The organism is Methanohalophilus sp. DAL1 (genome assembly GCF_001683555.1).
Lineage (GTDB): Archaea > Halobacteriota > Methanosarcinia > Methanosarcinales > Methanosarcinaceae > Methanohalophilus > Methanohalophilus euhalobius.
Window position 1 is genome coordinate 1 of the sequence record NZ_MAFX01000024.1, and the last position, 16,030, is coordinate 16,030.

Annotated in this window: 17 protein-coding genes; 13 read left to right on the forward strand and 4 right to left on the reverse strand. The window is 43.7% G+C overall.

Annotated elements, in window-relative coordinates; all coding sequences use genetic code 11:
- The 9 genes from A9957_RS05980 to A9957_RS06020 form a co-directional block, all read left to right on the forward strand.
- The coding region (locus A9957_RS05980; protein ID WP_292343510.1) for a UPF0179 family protein at positions 1-256 on the forward strand (256 nt) is incomplete at its 5' end.
- Positions 257-294: 38 nt separating this feature from the next.
- Positions 295-921, forward strand: a complete 627-nt coding sequence (locus A9957_RS05985) for a DUF2150 family protein (RefSeq protein WP_292343511.1) — start codon at positions 295-297, stop codon at positions 919-921.
- A gap of 171 nt (positions 922-1,092) precedes the next feature.
- Positions 1,093-1,488, forward strand: a complete 396-nt coding sequence (cfbA, locus tag A9957_RS05990; protein ID WP_292343512.1) for a sirohydrochlorin nickelochelatase — start codon at positions 1,093-1,095, stop codon at positions 1,486-1,488.
- An 18-nt stretch (positions 1,489-1,506) separates the two neighbouring features.
- The gene (cfbE, locus tag A9957_RS05995) at positions 1,507-2,841 is read left to right on the forward strand and encodes a coenzyme F430 synthase (RefSeq protein WP_292343513.1); all 1,335 of its coding nucleotides are present in this window, start codon (positions 1,507-1,509) and stop codon (positions 2,839-2,841) included.
- A 15-nt stretch (positions 2,842-2,856) separates the two neighbouring features.
- Entirely contained in the window at positions 2,857-3,966 is a 1,110-nt protein-coding gene (gene cfbD / locus A9957_RS06000) for a Ni-sirohydrochlorin a,c-diamide reductive cyclase catalytic subunit (protein WP_096711798.1), read from the forward strand.
- Position 3,967: 1 nt separating this feature from the next.
- Positions 3,968-4,765 carry a Ni-sirohydrochlorin a,c-diamide reductive cyclase ATP-dependent reductase subunit gene (cfbC, locus tag A9957_RS06005; protein ID WP_292343514.1) on the forward strand — a complete coding sequence of 266 codons (798 nt, stop codon included), beginning with the start codon at positions 3,968-3,970 and terminating at the stop codon, positions 4,763-4,765.
- Between the two features lie 8 nt (positions 4,766-4,773).
- Positions 4,774-6,219 carry a Ni-sirohydrochlorin a,c-diamide synthase gene (cfbB, locus tag A9957_RS06010; RefSeq protein ID WP_292343515.1) on the forward strand — a complete coding sequence of 482 codons (1,446 nt, stop codon included), beginning with the start codon at positions 4,774-4,776 and terminating at the stop codon, positions 6,217-6,219.
- A gap of 31 nt (positions 6,220-6,250) precedes the next feature.
- The gene (gene endA / locus A9957_RS06015) at positions 6,251-7,339 is read left to right on the forward strand and encodes a tRNA-intron lyase (RefSeq protein WP_394328855.1); all 1,089 of its coding nucleotides are present in this window, start codon (positions 6,251-6,253) and stop codon (positions 7,337-7,339) included.
- Between the two features lie 74 nt (positions 7,340-7,413).
- Positions 7,414-8,427 carry an AI-2E family transporter gene (locus A9957_RS06020; protein WP_105459936.1) on the forward strand — a complete coding sequence of 338 codons (1,014 nt, stop codon included), beginning with the start codon at positions 7,414-7,416 and terminating at the stop codon, positions 8,425-8,427.
- 3 nt (positions 8,428-8,430) lie between these two features.
- Here the strand turns inward: A9957_RS06020 and A9957_RS06025 are convergent, their stop codons facing one another.
- The 3 genes from A9957_RS06025 to A9957_RS06035 are packed head-to-tail and all read right to left on the reverse strand — an operon-like array spanning position 8,431 to position 10,842.
- A complete protein-coding gene (locus tag A9957_RS06025; protein ID WP_292343516.1) occupies positions 8,431-9,090 on the reverse strand; it encodes a PHP domain-containing protein in 660 nt (219 codons plus the stop codon).
- A gap of 56 nt (positions 9,091-9,146) precedes the next feature.
- Positions 9,147-10,403, reverse strand: coding sequence for a GTPase HflX (gene hflX, locus A9957_RS06030; protein ID WP_128754243.1), 1,257 nt, complete (start codon positions 10,401-10,403; stop codon positions 9,147-9,149).
- Between the two features lie 31 nt (positions 10,404-10,434).
- Positions 10,435-10,842, reverse strand: coding sequence for a DUF2209 domain-containing protein (locus A9957_RS06035; protein ID WP_096711804.1), 408 nt, complete (start codon positions 10,840-10,842; stop codon positions 10,435-10,437).
- 374 nt (positions 10,843-11,216) lie between these two features.
- On the opposite strand from A9957_RS06035, the gene A9957_RS06040 reads away from it, so the two are divergent.
- Positions 11,217-11,819 carry a hypothetical protein gene (locus tag A9957_RS06040; protein WP_165868993.1) on the forward strand — a complete coding sequence of 201 codons (603 nt, stop codon included), beginning with the start codon at positions 11,217-11,219 and terminating at the stop codon, positions 11,817-11,819.
- Between the two features lie 33 nt (positions 11,820-11,852).
- On the opposite strand, the gene A9957_RS06045 is transcribed toward A9957_RS06040, so the two are convergent.
- Positions 11,853-12,839 (reverse strand): PAS domain-containing protein, encoded by a 987-nt coding sequence (locus tag A9957_RS06045; protein ID WP_096711806.1) that lies wholly within the window; start codon positions 12,837-12,839, stop codon positions 11,853-11,855.
- A 179-nt stretch (positions 12,840-13,018) separates the two neighbouring features.
- Here A9957_RS06045 and A9957_RS06050 point away from each other — a divergent pair, with 179 nt between their 5' ends.
- The 3 genes from A9957_RS06050 to A9957_RS06060 all read left to right on the forward strand — a co-directional run.
- Positions 13,019-14,494 carry a DUF2193 domain-containing protein gene (locus tag A9957_RS06050; RefSeq protein ID WP_292343518.1) on the forward strand — a complete coding sequence of 492 codons (1,476 nt, stop codon included), beginning with the start codon at positions 13,019-13,021 and terminating at the stop codon, positions 14,492-14,494.
- Positions 14,495-14,551: 57 nt separating this feature from the next.
- Positions 14,552-15,301, forward strand: a complete 750-nt coding sequence (locus A9957_RS06055) for an MIP/aquaporin family protein (RefSeq protein WP_292343520.1) — start codon at positions 14,552-14,554, stop codon at positions 15,299-15,301.
- Positions 15,302-15,640: 339 nt separating this feature from the next.
- Positions 15,641-16,030, forward strand: a 390-nt coding sequence (locus A9957_RS06060) for an NAD(P)-binding protein (protein ID WP_292343521.1), incomplete at its 3' end; no start/stop codon positions are given.

A 16,030-nucleotide genomic window follows, 5' to 3' on the forward strand; every position in this document is an offset into this window, starting at 1 on the left:
TGTTCATGAACAAGGAGCATACGTGGTTGATGTTGCAAAAGCTCCGATCATTGCTGCCATTGATTCACGCAACGCTGTCCAGGGTTCCACTATCAGCTATAAGGAACCAAAATGTGACACAGATGACCAGGAATTGTACGACCTGTTCCACCCTGCAGGAATAAAAAATGGCGATAAATGTACAGTTGCAGAAGTCATGGGAAATATTGAAAGTGACCAATGCAGCGGATATAAGAAAGTCAGACTTAGGTTTTGAAAAAATCCCGATATAATTTATGAAGGCGAGGGGTTACAATGCCAGAAACCAACAATAAACAGATATTTCACGAATTTTATACAGAAAAGAGATGGAACAACTGGCTTCAAAAAGTTGAAGAAAGCAATTTCAAACTTGAAGAATCGGGGGAGGCTCCCGAGAAAGATAGTGCTATTTTTGTGAACATGCAGGACGATGTGATCCTAGCATGCCTGAAAGTCATAGCTACCGGGCAGCGTGGAGACTATTCTGTTGAAGAAACCCTGGATATTCTCTCCAGTATAGAAGAAATAGTCATGAAAAAAGTAGATCCTATATCAGAAGATGCCGACATGATGATAGAATCCCTCCAGAATTCCCTCCTGGCAACCTTCGTATCCTTCGAATGTTACCTGAACGGGAACTTTGACGGGGACTCAAACATATCCGATCTCATAAATGGTGCTATCGAAGCTGAACAGGATGAAGATTTCGAAGCCGCCCTGGGTTATGTTGCAAGGATAGGTGCCCTTGTACTGGATGGGCAGGAACTTCCAGGCAAACAAATGGAAGATATGCCCTATGGCATTGTTGCCGAATGGATGGACGGAATTGATTCCATAGAAGCCGCAATGGTAGGTACTGACAGCTACAAGGAAGATGATGGAGACTACGAAGTTGTCTGAACCCCAGCTTTTTGGCCCCTCTACCCTTTTTTAATTAAAGTTCACCCTGCAAAATCGATCCGAATTATTTTTATGTAATCACTCATTCATAGGGAGTAACACAAACACCCTACGAAAGTAAGACTGGTGTTTTTATATGTATCTTACACTGACAAAAAAGAGGTATTCCACATGAGTGAAAAAATAGGAATTCTAGCAATCGGACATGGAAGCAGACTACCTTACAACAAAGAAGTGGTTACAAACATCGCCAACACCATCGCAAAAAAACATCCTGAATATGTAATCCGTACAGGTTTCATGGAAAACTGCGGCCCCTCCGTGGAAGAAGCCATGAGAGAATTCGAGGGAACCGGCGTTACCAGAATCGCAGCAGTACCTGTATTCCTGGCATCAGGCGTACACATCACCGAAGATATTCCCGAGATTCTCAAACTCGACCCGCAAACCAATGAAGGAAAAATTGAGGTCGATGGCAATGAAGTACCCGTTGTTTACGGAAAACCTCTCGGTAACCATGAAATGCTGGCAGACCTTGTCTTTGAAAGGGCAAAGGAAGTTATCTAAACTCATTCCTGGGACCATATGACAGCAGGGCAGAGACATTTTATAGTGCTTGACCTGAATCACGGTGGCCTGTTGATAAGCAGTAAACTTGCAGGCCACGGATACAGAGTAACTGCAGTAGATGTTTACGGCACACTCCCAGGAGAAACATTTTCGGACCTGCCTGCTGAAGTAGAGGTGGTTAGCAAGCCACCTCTGCCGGACAAAAACGCTATTATAATCACACCTGTCCATCTGGACCCCAACTATCCTGTTCTTACAAAAGCCAGATCGCAGGGAAATACCATCTATTCTCACCATTACATCACCGGCTGGATACTGCGTGAGGAGGGTATCTTCAGTCAAGCAAAAGTAATCGAGATCACCGGGGTTAAAGCCAAGACCAGTACTGCAACCCTTCTGGCCAGAATACTTTCCTTTAAGGAAGAAGTCATACTACATACAACCCGGGGCATAGAATACCTATCAGAAAACCAACACATCATGCTCCATAAAGGTCTCAGTATAACTCCCGCAAGCATACTTGAAGTTGTTAATATTGTCAGAGAGCAGGAAATTGAGCCATCGGTTTATGTGCTGGAAGAATCCCTGGGCACAACTGGCATGGGTGAAATGGGCATACTCACAACCCTCACCCCTGACTACAGGATTGCTTCAAACAGCAAATGGGCAAGTGAAGCCAAATGGAAGATTATGCAACATCCTGTTGTGATAATGAATCATCAGGACACCAGCCTCATAGAAAATAACACAAAGACTGAGATCATAACATTTGCTAACGGCAATCAAAACGCCGATCTTATCAGCAGAATATCCAAAGAAACTATCAGTATTACTTATGATGAAAAAAACATCGACTGCAAACTCCAACCCGGTTATAATCCTGAAGAATATGCAATTGCTTTTGCCGCCAGCGCATGTGCCGGCCTGCGGGCAGGAGCAGACCCGCACGACATCCAGAGAACCTTTGAAGGATTTAGTGGTTTAGAAGGAAGAATGCAACGGGTGGAGTTTCAACAAAGGAGACTCATTGATAACTCCAGTTCGGGATTGGATATTGATTCAGCAAGATCGGCCATTGAAATGGGACTGAATAAATCTGCAAAAAACGTGCTGATTATCGGAGAACATGCCGCACAGGTATGCGAAGGCTTTGCTCCGGAAAACGTCCAGATCCTGCTTTCAGAATACAGACAGTTCCTTGACCATGTGATCCTGATAGGCAAACGCATGGAAAACTTAAGTTCACAGAATCCCATTCACAGGAAAAACCTGCAGGAAGGCCTGGAATGTGCCCTTTCGTTAACCGGCAGCGGTGACACCATTATATCCTGCGTAAAATGTTTCAGGTAAAAAAGAGGAGAAAAAATGCAGCAGAAGAACCTTTCTATCATGCATCCCCGCCCAAGTTCCATTGTAGCGGCGCTGTACACTTTGAGAGACCTTAATGTAGAAGTCGCAATCCTCCACGGGCCACCGGGTTGTTCTTTCAAGCATGCAAGATTGCTGGAAGAGGACGGGATCCGGGTTGTGACCACTGCCCTGGACGAAAACGGTTTCGTGTTCGGAGGACATGACAGGCTTGTGGATATGTTACAGAAAGTCGAAGAAAGGTTCAGCCCGAAACGCATCGGTGTCGTCGGGACATGTGTGAGCATGATAATCGGCGAGGAACTCCATGAAGCGGTCATGGAAGCAAATCTGGATGCCCCTGTAATCGAAGTAGAGGTCCATGCCGGCTACAATGATAACACCAAAGGAGTATTGTTTGCCCTGGAATCCGCCCTTGATGTAGGAATAATCGACAGGCAGGAATTTGAAAGACAGCAACATCTTCTCAATGAAGCCACAAATGTCGAAAAAAAATATGGAGCAGCAAGCAAAGAGTATCTTGAACCATCCCGCGGTGATGTAAAATATACTGTGGCAAAAAGAGTCATAGAAATGCTCAAAGCAGGCAAGAAAGGAATCTGCATCCTCAATGCCAAAAAAGAGACCGCCTACATGTTTGCTGATATAACGATGGCCCTGCATGAAGTGGCCGTAAAACTCGGTGTTGAGGACAACATTGTCAATTTCGCAAATCTTGATACGGAGCTTGGGTTACCCCGGGTACGCCAGCATGCAGAACATATTCTTGCAGACATGCATGATAACGTAAAAATAGATGAAATAATCGGCGGACTGGATGAATATCCCATTGCAGGCCAGCAGGTCAGGCAACTTATAAAATCAAAATACAAAGATTTCGATTTTGCCGTGATCGCCGGTGTACCCCATGCAATACCAATGGAAGCGCTTGAAGGCATGGAACTTATATCTATCACTAATGGACCCAGACAGGTTCATCCCCTGAAAGATATGGGGCATAAACATGTGCTTGTGGAGATAGACCTCCATCCAAAAACACTGGGTGTGACAAATATTGTGGAATCTGAATTCGGAGCCACATTAAGGCAACTTGCCAGGGAGGAGTGAAATGAATCCACAGAAAAGGATTGCAATCTACGGTAAAGGCGGCATCGGGAAATCAAGTACTGCATCCAATGTAGCCGCTGCGTGTGCCGATGAGGGCTATAATGTCATGATCATCGGATGTGACCCCAAGAGCGATTCATCCATAACCCTCCTGGGAGGAAAACGTATCCCCACTATCCTGGATCTACTCAGGGAGGGTATGGAAATAGAAGAGGAAGACGACGTGGTTTTTGAGGGATACAAGGGAGTGAAGTGTGTAGAGGTCGGTGGACCCGAACCGGGTATAGGTTGTGCCGGCAGGGGAATCATTGTTGCAATCCAGAAACTCAAGAAGATATCCCAATCCATGAAAGAAATGGACCTTATCATTTATGATGTGCCCGGGGATATCGTATGTGGCGGATTTGTCGCCCCGATCAGGAAAGGACTGGTCAATGAGGCCTATGTCCTTACATCCGGGGAATACATGCCCCTGTATGCAGCCAACAACATTTGCAAGGGATTGTCCCGTATAAATACGAAACTTAGCGGTGTAATCTGCAACTCACGCAGTGTCAGTCGGGAAGAGGAGATAGTTAGCAGATTTGCAAATGAAATTGGAAGTGACCTGGTGGCCTTTATACCAAAGGAGCAGATCGTTCAGGACTGCGAAAGGGATGGCTATTCCGTGCTTGAAAAGGCGGGAGAGACACCTATTGCCGAAGTGTATCGCAGCCTTGCAAGAAATATAATGGCCAGCGATTGTGCGGTCGATCCCGGGGCACTGACAGATGAGCGGCTCAGGGAACTTACCCGGTAAGGAATTGTATGTCCGATCAAAATCTTATGGAGATGCCCCGTCTGCTGATATCCGCAGATCGTTCTTCTTCCGGTAAAACAACAATTGTTGCCGGAATGCTGGCAGCCCTTACTGCAAGGGGATACAGGGTACAGCCTTTCAAGGTCGGCCTGGACTACATCGATCCGAGTTATCATTCTGAAATCACTGGTCGTAATGCCCGCAATATTGACGGCTACCTCATGGATGAGGAAGGAATTCGTGATGTGTTCACCCATGGATGTGAAACTGACAAGAAGGCAGATGTTGCCATCATCGAAGGCGTAAGGGGTCTCTATGAAGGCTTTGATAGTTTCACCGACACTGGAAGTACTGCCCAGATAGCAAAAATACTCAAATGTCCGGTAGTGCTGATAATCAATGCCCGCAGTATCACACGTTCAGCCGCAGCCCTTGTAAAAGGTTACACCTCTTTTGATGAAAATATAAACATTGCAGGAGTAATCCTGAATAATATCGGAAATCCCCGCCATGCAAAAAAGGCCAGTGAAGCCATTGAGCACTACACCGGGATTCCCGTACTTGGAACCATCCGCAGGGATAATGCAATGCAGATATCCATGCGCCACCTCGGACTGATTCCGGCCCTTGAAGGACGCAGGCGTATCCGTGACCTGGACCAGCGAATAGGGACTATCCGGGACAGGGTGGATGAAGGGGTGGATATTGCAGAGATACTTAAAATCGCAAGATCGGCAGAACCTGTCGAAAAACCTCCAAGAACCATGTTCACATCCCGTGACATAAAAGGAAAAAGGCCTAAAATCGGTGTGGCACTTGACGAGGCATTCAATTTTTATTATCATGATAACATCGAACTGCTCCAGCTGGCAGGTGCAGATCTGGAATATTTCAGCCCGGTCCATGATAGTAAGTTACCGGATGTTGATGGATTGTATATCGGCGGAGGATATCCCGAACTTTTTGCCCAAAAACTTCAGGATAATGAATCACTGCGCCGGGAGATTCGGGAAGCATCCAGATCAGGAATGCCCATTTATGCAGAATGCGGGGGGCTTATGTACCTGACAGAGAAACTCACCACCGGTGTAAAAGGGAAAGGCACATACCATATGGCAGAAATGCCCGAAGCCACCACAGAGATGGTGGGAGCATTACCCGGCCACACCCTTATGGGACATACCCGTGTGGTTAGTTACAATAACGGCCAAATTATAAAGGATTCGATCATAGGCAAAAAGGGAAATACATTCAGGGGCCATGAATTCCACCACTCCGAGATAAGGGACATCCCGGATAACACGGATTTTGCCATAAAACTTTCCCGGGGAATCGGAATCAAAGGTGAGTGGGACGGGATGACAGTAGAAAATACACTGGGATCCTATGCACATCTGGAAGGTGTCTCCTACCGTGAATTTGCCAGGTCCTTTGTGGATTCTATACTGAAGTAAAACCAACCTATAAATAAAAGCAAATCTCATTGTGCCATCGCTATTTACTGTATACCGGGTGCTCGGCTTGATTGGAAAATTGAAAGAAGACAGGGTTGTTGCCGGCAAAGAGGCAATTGAAGAGATATATAAAACCAGTTATTACGGCAGACCCAAAAAAGACAATTTAATACTCACCCTGGTTGAAGCAGCACACCTGCTTTACCGTAAGAAACTCGAGATCGAAAAAGAAGGCAAATCACTTGGATTTGAAGAGTATTTCAAGATTGCATCCCTGTTAAACCCAAATTTTGAACTCAAATATATTGTGTATAAGGACCTTCGAGAGCGTGGGTTTTACGTTCAGCCTGGAGTTGCGGATTTCAGGGTATATCCACGGGGTGGCAAACCCGGAAAATCTTCATCCAGAAGTTATGTATATGTTCATTCGGAAAGAGTTGCCCTTCCTCTGTCCGTTCTTTTGAAAAATCTGGAATCAGCCTGTAACGTGCACAAACATCTCATAATTGCAGTTGTGGACGAGGAAAGCGACATTACCTATTATGAAGTGCAGGAATCAGACCCTGCAGGTAATATGGAACAGCTGTATCCTTCACTGCATACTCCTGCAACTATGCTTGAGGATCGTGTCATTGTCTGGGATGGTGAAGCTTCCGGTAAACTGTACGAAAATGGTTTTTATGGAAAACCCCTGGATCAAAAAAGGCTACAATTGTCCCTTGTAGAGGGGGCTTTCCTGCTAAAGAACAACATAATTGAAGTAACCACACGAAAGGATGACAACAAACTCAATTTTGATGAATTCTGCGAAAGGGCCACGCATATAGAGCCTCTTTTCCAGAGGAAATACAGGGTATATGAAGACCTCAGGACCCGGAAACTCGTACCTAAAACCGGATTCAAGTTCGGTACACATTTCAGGATCTACAGCGAAGTGAAGTCCCCATCAGAGATTGCCCACTCCGAATACCTGGCCCATTCGATTGGTACACAGCATGAATTTTCCCTGCCGGTTATGTCAAGGGCAATCCGGCTAGCCAACAGTGTGCGTAAAAAAATGCTCTTTGCAATAGAAGCCGATGAAATACGTCATATTGATATTACACGTGTGAAAATGTAAAGACCCAAAAACACAGGCAAATAAAAAAGACGAGCTTATTTCAATCCCGGGAACAACTCAAGCGAAGGTATAAGATGAGAAATGAAAAGGATACAAAAATAGCAATCGCCCTGCTTTTTATAGCAATACTTGCAGTTGCAATTACCTATGCCCTGTATCCCTATATTGAAGCTTTTTTTGCTGCCCTGATTATTTATGTAATAATGAAACCCGCGCATGATTTACTGACAAAAAGGCTGAAAATCAATAACCGGGTTGCCTCCATTGTATTGATCGTGCTATCTATTGTAATTATAATAATTCCCCTGTACTACCTGATAATCCTTCTATCCCAGCAGGTAGGTATGGTACTGGAAATTGTAACAGCAAATATGGATATTATCTACGGGTATTTGCAAAAAATAAATGAACTGGTTCCGGCTCTGGACCTGGAACAGAAAGCATCGGATCTCGTCACAACAATTGGGGGATTCGTAAGCCAGCTTGTGCTGGAAACCATTCAGAACCTGGGAAACCAGCTTATCGGCCTGATTATAATGGTTTTCCTGTTGTACTACCTGTTTACCACGGATGATAAGACACTTAAGGACCTGACTTCCAATATAATCCCTTTCAGTGACAGCAACAAGGATAAATTGATTGGGGAAATGAAGAATATCATCCATTCCACAATAATAGCCACTTTCTTCATAGCAGCCGTGCAGGGCGGATTACTTGCATTCACCTTTTATCTGCTTGACATCCAGGGAGCAATACTATGGGGATTCGTCACACTGATTCTTTCAATAATGCCTGTTGTAGGTGCCCCTCTTGTATGGGGCCCGGCAATTATTTTCAAAGTAATCGAAGGAGATTTGTTTGCTGCAGGTGTCATTTTTATAGCAGGAATGGTAATCAGCAACATAGATAATTTCCTGCGTCCTTATATTCAGGATAAGGTAGGTGCAATCCATCCCTTTGTTTCCCTGTTGGGAATTTTCATAGGAATATACCTATTCGGACTGGTTGGTATCGTAGTTGGGCCACTGGTTCTTTCTTCCTTCCTGCTGATGTTAAGAATGTTCTATGAGGATTACATCAAAACCTGATATTCAATAACTGTTGACTTTTTTCCTGATGCCCCTGAACATCTGCCCTACCACATATTTCTGAGGTGTCAGCTTACCTCCCGGTTTTACACGACCTGCTTTTATCGCAGAGAGGACTGAATCCACCGATTCACCCGTAACATCGATGTCAGTATAGGACCTGCCAACCATACATGGCTCATGAGCATCACTGCCTCCTACTTGCGGCAATCCCAGCCTTTCGGCAACTATCTTTGCCCTTGTATTGGCATAAGGGGTTAAACAACGAGAATTGAAAACTTCAACTGCATCCACATCCAGACCTTTCAGATGCCCGATCCCATGAGAGGTTTTTTTGTAGGGATGAGGTATGATTACAACCGCTCCCAGTTTACGTGCAGATTCAATCGTGGAAAATACATCCATTCCCGCAGGCACACTTTCCGATGCACCCAGCACAAGCACATGGCCTTCAACAGAACTTACTTCCTGCCCGGGGATTACCAGTATATCCGAAGCAATTTCTAAAGCCCGTCGTGCACAGGTAAAACCACCTTCAACACTGTCATGATCACATATAGCAACCCCATCCATCCCGTTTTTTTTAGCCCATTTTAGGATGGAATCAAATTGAGAATCACTATCTTTTGAAAAACAGGAGTGCACATGCAGATCGATCAACATATAGTAAAGGCTATGCAATCTGAATTTATAAATCTTTGGAGGTGGTTTCAGCCGTATTACCGGAAACTTAATCTTTTTTCGAGAGATCTGGCTTTGTGATAGACCTCATTTCTGGCCTCCACATCCATGACAACAGTATTACCATAATTTATACTGTGCACGATTCCTTCCTCAAAAAGCCAGGAAACAGCAGACATGCTTTCACCTGACATAGGCAACTCCAGGGTAAACCGTTTCCATTCAGGCAGATGGGAGGAAATAATATCCTTGAGTTCATCCAGCCCTTCACCGGTCTTTGCAGAGACCACCACTGGATTGGGAGCCAGGTAGGCGATCGATCTGAGCCGGGAGCTGAGTTCTTCGGAAGAAAGCCTGTCAGCCTTGTTGATAGCGGAGATGATTGTGGCTTTTTCGAGACGTTCCCAGAATATTTCATGGGATACGGCGAGTTTTTTCCTTATAACATCTACCGGCTCACTGATATCCACCACAAGCAGGATGATGTCCGCCCTGAATACATCTTCCAGGGTTGAGCGGAATGCATCCACCAGAAAATGGGGGAGATCTTCTATAAATCCCACGGTGTCTGTGAGGAGGGTCCATCGGCCATTAATATTCAGATATCTTGTGGTGGGAGAAAGAGTGGTAAAAAGCATATTTTCCACCTCCACATTCTCATCTACCAGACTCCGGAATAATGTGCTTTTTCCCGCATTCGTATAACCTGCAAGGGACAACAGGGAAAAACCTTTGGAATGCCGGTAACCACGCAGGTTTTCACTGTCTCTCTGTCCTGTGCTGAGTTCTTTTTTAATGCGGCTTATACGTTTCTTGACATCCTGCTCATAGGAGTCCTCATAGCCTCCCAGACCCATGAAACCGGGGCGCTCTTCCATTTTTAGCAGGGATACGATTTTCCTGGCTCTGGGAAGTTCATATTCCAGCCTGGCAAGTTCAACCTGCATACGGGAACGCCTGGTGGTGGCCCGGCTTGCAAAAATTTCCAGGATCAATTGAAACTTATCTATTACCTCGCACTTACACATCTCGGAGAGGTTATAGACCTGGGTTACAGAAAGGGGATTGTAGAATATTATTTTTGCAGGTTTTTGTGACAGGGCCAGCTCTGCAACCTCTTCTGCCTTACCTTTGCCTATCTGGTATTGTCGGTCAGGGTAACGGGTCTGGATCACTTCAGAGACTACATTATAATTTCCAGCCCTGGCAAGTTCCCTTAATTCAGCAAATTTGCGTTGGTTTTGCGACTCACTGCAACGGGGAATTCTCCTCTGTACAAGAATTACATCTTTCATATGGTTTAACTCTGGATTATGAAAATATAGTTTATAGATTATCTTTGATTGGTTCCCATGACCGGGGATCAAGAAGTAAATTGCGACTGCTCAGGGATATATGGTGAGCGATTTCAACACCCATCCTTTCACTCAGAGATTCTGGATATTTGAAAGATGCGGTGAACATACTGTTTGAAAGCCATTCAGGCTGGTTGAAAAGATCTCCTTCCTCTGCCACTATGATTACTCCTCCCATTCCTTCAACTGTTCTTTCAATCATCTGTACAACATCCACAACCTCGGGTGGGTTGTCACTCACAAATGGTTTGATATTTACACCATGTATCTGTTTCACATGCCCTCCTGACACCGAAAGGGATACAGCGGCACATACCATCAGGTATCTGGAATTATGCCGATGCCGCCCTGATATATCTACAGCAATTATCCTTTTCATTTTTAAATTCCCGGTTATTTGAAGTATTCCGCCCTTAGTAAGATTTTTAGTAATAAAATATTTGTCTTTTTAGTATGCAGACCGTAAAGAAGATTTTTAAACATAAGTTAGATCGTTGTAGGGATAGGAGAAAAAATGCATTGTACCTTTTATTGTCTTGGATGACATGAAAAATAAGTAATTTAGTCCCATTTTTTTGCTGTCCACTACCATTGATGAGCCGTGAGGAGGACTTCCTCATATTGGGAATTATTGAATAAAAAAACAATTGATCTGGAAGGGTCCTGTATCCATATTTCAGTACTTAGCTAATTAGAGCATCTGAACTTAACAACACCTCCCGTTAGATTTATATGCGGCGAAAGCGCCGCCATATGTCATTTCTACCATTCAGTTCAAGGACCTGTGAGAAGGTCGAATTAAGACCAAAACACTGTATTGATACCATTCTTAAACCATTTTTCGATAATATCGGCATCAAGATAAACGGTCAACTCAGCTCCAAAGATCTATTTTACACTGCCATATGTATGGCAGTGGATAAAAGTTCAGTTCATTCTGCATCAAAACACTATCAAGAGATTCCATGTGAGACATCTTTGAGATATCATCTCAGGAAACTAAGTCTTGAAGAACTTATCCAGGCAAATCAAAGTATTCTGCTTCACAGTTCTGTCAGTACTCTAAAACCAGAGAAAAAGTATGAGTTTGCTATCGAATCATCTTACAGGATGAGAAATATTGTTAAACCAAGGACATCAACAAAAGATGTAACTTTCAGATATTTCTTTACAATATTATCGTTCCTGCTCAGAAATGTATGGATATATCTCCAGAAAAAGCATTTTACAATCGTAAAACCAGGTCCAATAACCATTGATGAAGACAAGTTCAGGTTTGCCAGATTTATTTTGTTTGTTGAAGAATGGCTTAGGAGAAAGTTAAGGATTCAGCTAGTAGTGCAGTGTTTAAGGTAATTCAATAGGGGTAGGAAAAAGATGGAGGTAAAATTAGAGAACTACTGAACTTTCTTTTTTAGTGATATCATCTACTATACAGACACCACCTATAACCTCTCTCCCTATTTTGATTGGTGAAAACCATTTGTGGTACATTCGTTTTAATCCATTTTCACTGATGCTGCAGGCACCATTGTATTCACAGTATTCGCCATCAAGGCATCTTCTGTACCACTCCTCAAGTCTACCGTCAACAGCATCATGAAACACATTTCCGCCCTTGAGATCGTCCTCGCTGCACTGAAGCAACTTTGGAAATACTTCATTAAAATATGTTATATTTCCTTTTTTGTCAAAAGTGACAATACCAAGTGGCGCATTCTGGACAATGCTTTCGTTGAATTGTTTGAGATAAGCGATCTCATCCATCATCCTCTGATGTTCTGTAAGGTCATCTGCTACACCAACCGCTTCTAGGACCTTTCCGTTCTTCATCAAAGGGCTGATGCTGATGTTGAAATATTTATCGTGTCCTTCGTCATCAAGGAACTTCAGCATCCCTGTGCTCTTATTCCCGTTCTTGAGATTCTCAATAATGTTTTCCAGTTTTTCAGCGTCATCTTTATGAACGAAATCCAGTATATTGTGTCCAATTGTTTCACCTGGGCTTATTTTTAGGTAGTCATAGCTCACTGGATTGACATAGGTGAAGTTTCCTGCAGGATCAATGGAGAACACAAGGTCGGGGTTTGTTTCAACGAGTGTCTGGTATTTTTCCTTTGACCTCTTAAAATCACTGATTATTCTGTCGACTTTACGGATCGCTCTTTCCTGCATTTTTTGAGTGGTGCTAATCAGATGTTGCATTTCAGCTGATATCGAGTCGATGCTCTCCAGTTCAGGTGCATGGTCGCCCATTTCAATTGTTGCTTCTTCGATAACATCGGAAATAGAAACTCCTCTTTCCTTTGCAACTTTTTTTAACATGTCATATACAGGGGTTTTGATTGTTGTACTCGAATATCCTTCAGTCGGCATATGTGCTCCATATATTTTCTATATTAATATATGTATTTCTCTACTCTGAGCTATCTCCAATTAGAGGTATAAAATAAAGTTACATGGTATGTTTTATATGTTACGGTAAGATATACCATAAACTTTTTATTTACACAGGATATACTTTTTTATGAAACCTATTAGTGGAGGTATAGGAAGTGAAGAAAATATACGACAAGATGGCCAGAGAGGCCATAAATGCACAGAAGGCTGTTATAAGCACGATTAAAGATAAAAGAGGAACAGAGTTCAAAGTGACTGACGCAAAACCGTATGTGGATGCTGTCAATCAGATGTCTCCAGAGGGTGAGCAAAGCAAGGAAGTATTCGATTTGCATATTAATTCGGTCAATGCTCACTATAATGTCCTGACATCCCTTACTGACACAGTTAGGCCGGAAGATGATCCCTTCGTTGAGCATTACCAGACACCCCCTGTCCTTGAAATTCTCTATGATGAAGACCCGGCATTCAGGGCATCCGTCGAGAAATTTGTTGATGCTATTGGAAAAGCTGAAGCCCTTATAGGGAAGGAATCAATAAGAAGATATGGTGGATTCTATGGTCCGACCTGTGTTGTGGATTTTGCATTCAGTCCCGGAAGTACCAGCAATGTCGTCAACAGGATTCTTCAGAACCTGGACATCCCTGATGATCACAAGCGCACAATACTCTCCTCTAAATCCTGGGGTATGAATACCTCGTACGGTATTGGTGCTCAGTTCCAGACATCTTTGGAAGAAGGCAAGACTGCTGCCGATGCAGTGAAAGATGAAATTGAAATGCTCAAAATGATATACGATACGCCGGTGGAAGCCCAGGCACTTCTCATGGAGCAGCATGGCCACACCTCCTTCGATGTCAAAAAATATATGGAAGGATATCGGAAAAAAATGGAAGGCACTGTGAAAGCTGCAATGGATGAGGAAATCTTCTACGGAAACATAGTAACCGTTCCTGCATATGGTGTAGGAGACGTTGCGCACCACATATCTCAGTCCATGTTCAATATGACAAAAGATGATATGACGATGGCTATCCTGGAAGCTGTCAGCGGTGTGCTCTATGACACACTAGAAAGTGCAATGGGCAAGTTCAAAAACGAGTATTCTCCACTGACAATCGCTACCGATGCTACAGCAGGTGCTACCACTAAAATTCTCTGGATGGATGGCTTCACTACAATGATGGTCAATGATCTGCTGGTAAAGAGATTCCACAATTATGTCCTCACCAATCCTGCAAGGGATGCTGCAGCAGAGTTGCATAACGTGGATTTCATAGACCTGATCGAGAAGGGTGAGCGCATTATCGACCACAAACCAAGGGGAGCCGGATCGGTAGTCCAGGGCATACCTATTGACTACAGTGCGATCGAAAACAATGATGTGATAAATAACCCGCAGCGTTATGCATATCCTGCATGTGCGATAACTGTCCGTTTCTCCTCCCTTATGAGGCTTGCTGACTTCCCATGCCTGCTCACAAGTGAGCCTGTAACCGCAACCCTCATGACGAACATAATTTCTCTGCATAAGGAGGATCCACACTCCCCGGCAAGGGTGTGTAAGTTCTGCACTGCAAACTACTTTGATTACAAGTGCAATTATTGCAACTGGAAGGAAGCAGTGTGAAAAGCCTGGAGATAGTGTGCCTTCATTGAACACTATCTTATTTTTAGAGGTGTTTTTATGTCAGAAATAAGTCTGTTCAAAAGGTCCATTGCCGAACTCATAGGAACGTATGTGCTGGTGTTCCTTGGTACAGGATCCGTAGTAACCGCTGTGTTGCTGGTGCAAGGTGCGAGCCGGATCCCGGAGAATACTTTTAATGTTGGTCTAAACATCGAAGCCTGGTTTGCTATAGGCATTGCTTTTGCCATAGCGATAATTGCAATGATATATGCATTCGGGCACATATCGGGTACACATATCAATCCTGCAGTGAGCATTGCACTGTGGGCCACAGGACGTTTTCCTGCAAAGGATATGATGGGTTACATCGTTGCTCAGTTAATAGGCGCAAGTCTTGCATCATTTACAATTGTGGCAATTTTAGGTTCCCGTGCAGTTGATACTGGCCTGGGGGCAACTGCAATGTTCGACGGTGTCAGCTATAGTCAGGCAATGCTCTGTGAAGCAGTAGCAACTTTCTTCCTGATGCTGACAATTATGGGTTCATCTGTCGACAAAAGAGCACCAGCAGGTTTTGCGGGACTGGCAATCGGTCTTGTAGTTGCTGCGGACATAATTGTTGTGGGGAACATAACAGGTTCATCGCTTAACCCTGCCCGTACTTTCGGACCGTATCTTGCTGATTTTATGCTAGGAGGTACAAACTTCTGGTGGCAGTTCCCAATCTATATCATCGGACCAATAGTTGGAGCTCTAGTGGCTGCTTTTGTCTATGACTATGTAACAGAATTGAAAAGTTGCGAATGATGTAATTCATTCTTCGTTCTTCTTTTATTTATTTCAGTGCAACTATTCAACTCAATTTACTTCTGCCAAACTGATTCCCCATCATTGATGAGGCAGGAGAAGGACTTTTCTCATATAAAGATCGATTAAAAAAACAATTGACCCGGAAAGGGTCCTGTCTCCATTTTTAAGAGTTCATTTTAAGAGTATTGCCATATTTTCTTCTACAGTAGTGATCGGTGTTATGTTGAACTTTTCCACCAGCACTTTCAATATATTTGGGGGAAATAAACGCCGGATGAAAATACGGACAACTATTTAATCATAAAAATTCAGTTATATGAGGAGAAAGACAATATTATGGCAGTAGACAACCTATACGATGTAATTATTATCGGAGCCGGACCTGCCGGGATGTTTGCAGCCAATGAACTTTCCGGTCATGGTTTGAAAATCCTGGTAATTGACAAAGGCAGGGATGTCGAAAAGAGACATTGTCCTATGGAATCCGTTCAACACTGTATGCACTGTACCCCCTGCAATATCATGTGTGGAGTTGGCGGAGCGGGGACATTTTCTGACGGGACCCTGAATTTAAGACCGGATATCGGAGGAGATCTTTTAGAATTCACTCATGATCAGGAAAAGGCATGGGAACTTGTGGATTATGTGGATAATATATTCCTGCAGTGTGGTGCCACAGAAAAAATGATCTCACCAAAGGGAGAAGATGTAGAACAACTACAACGC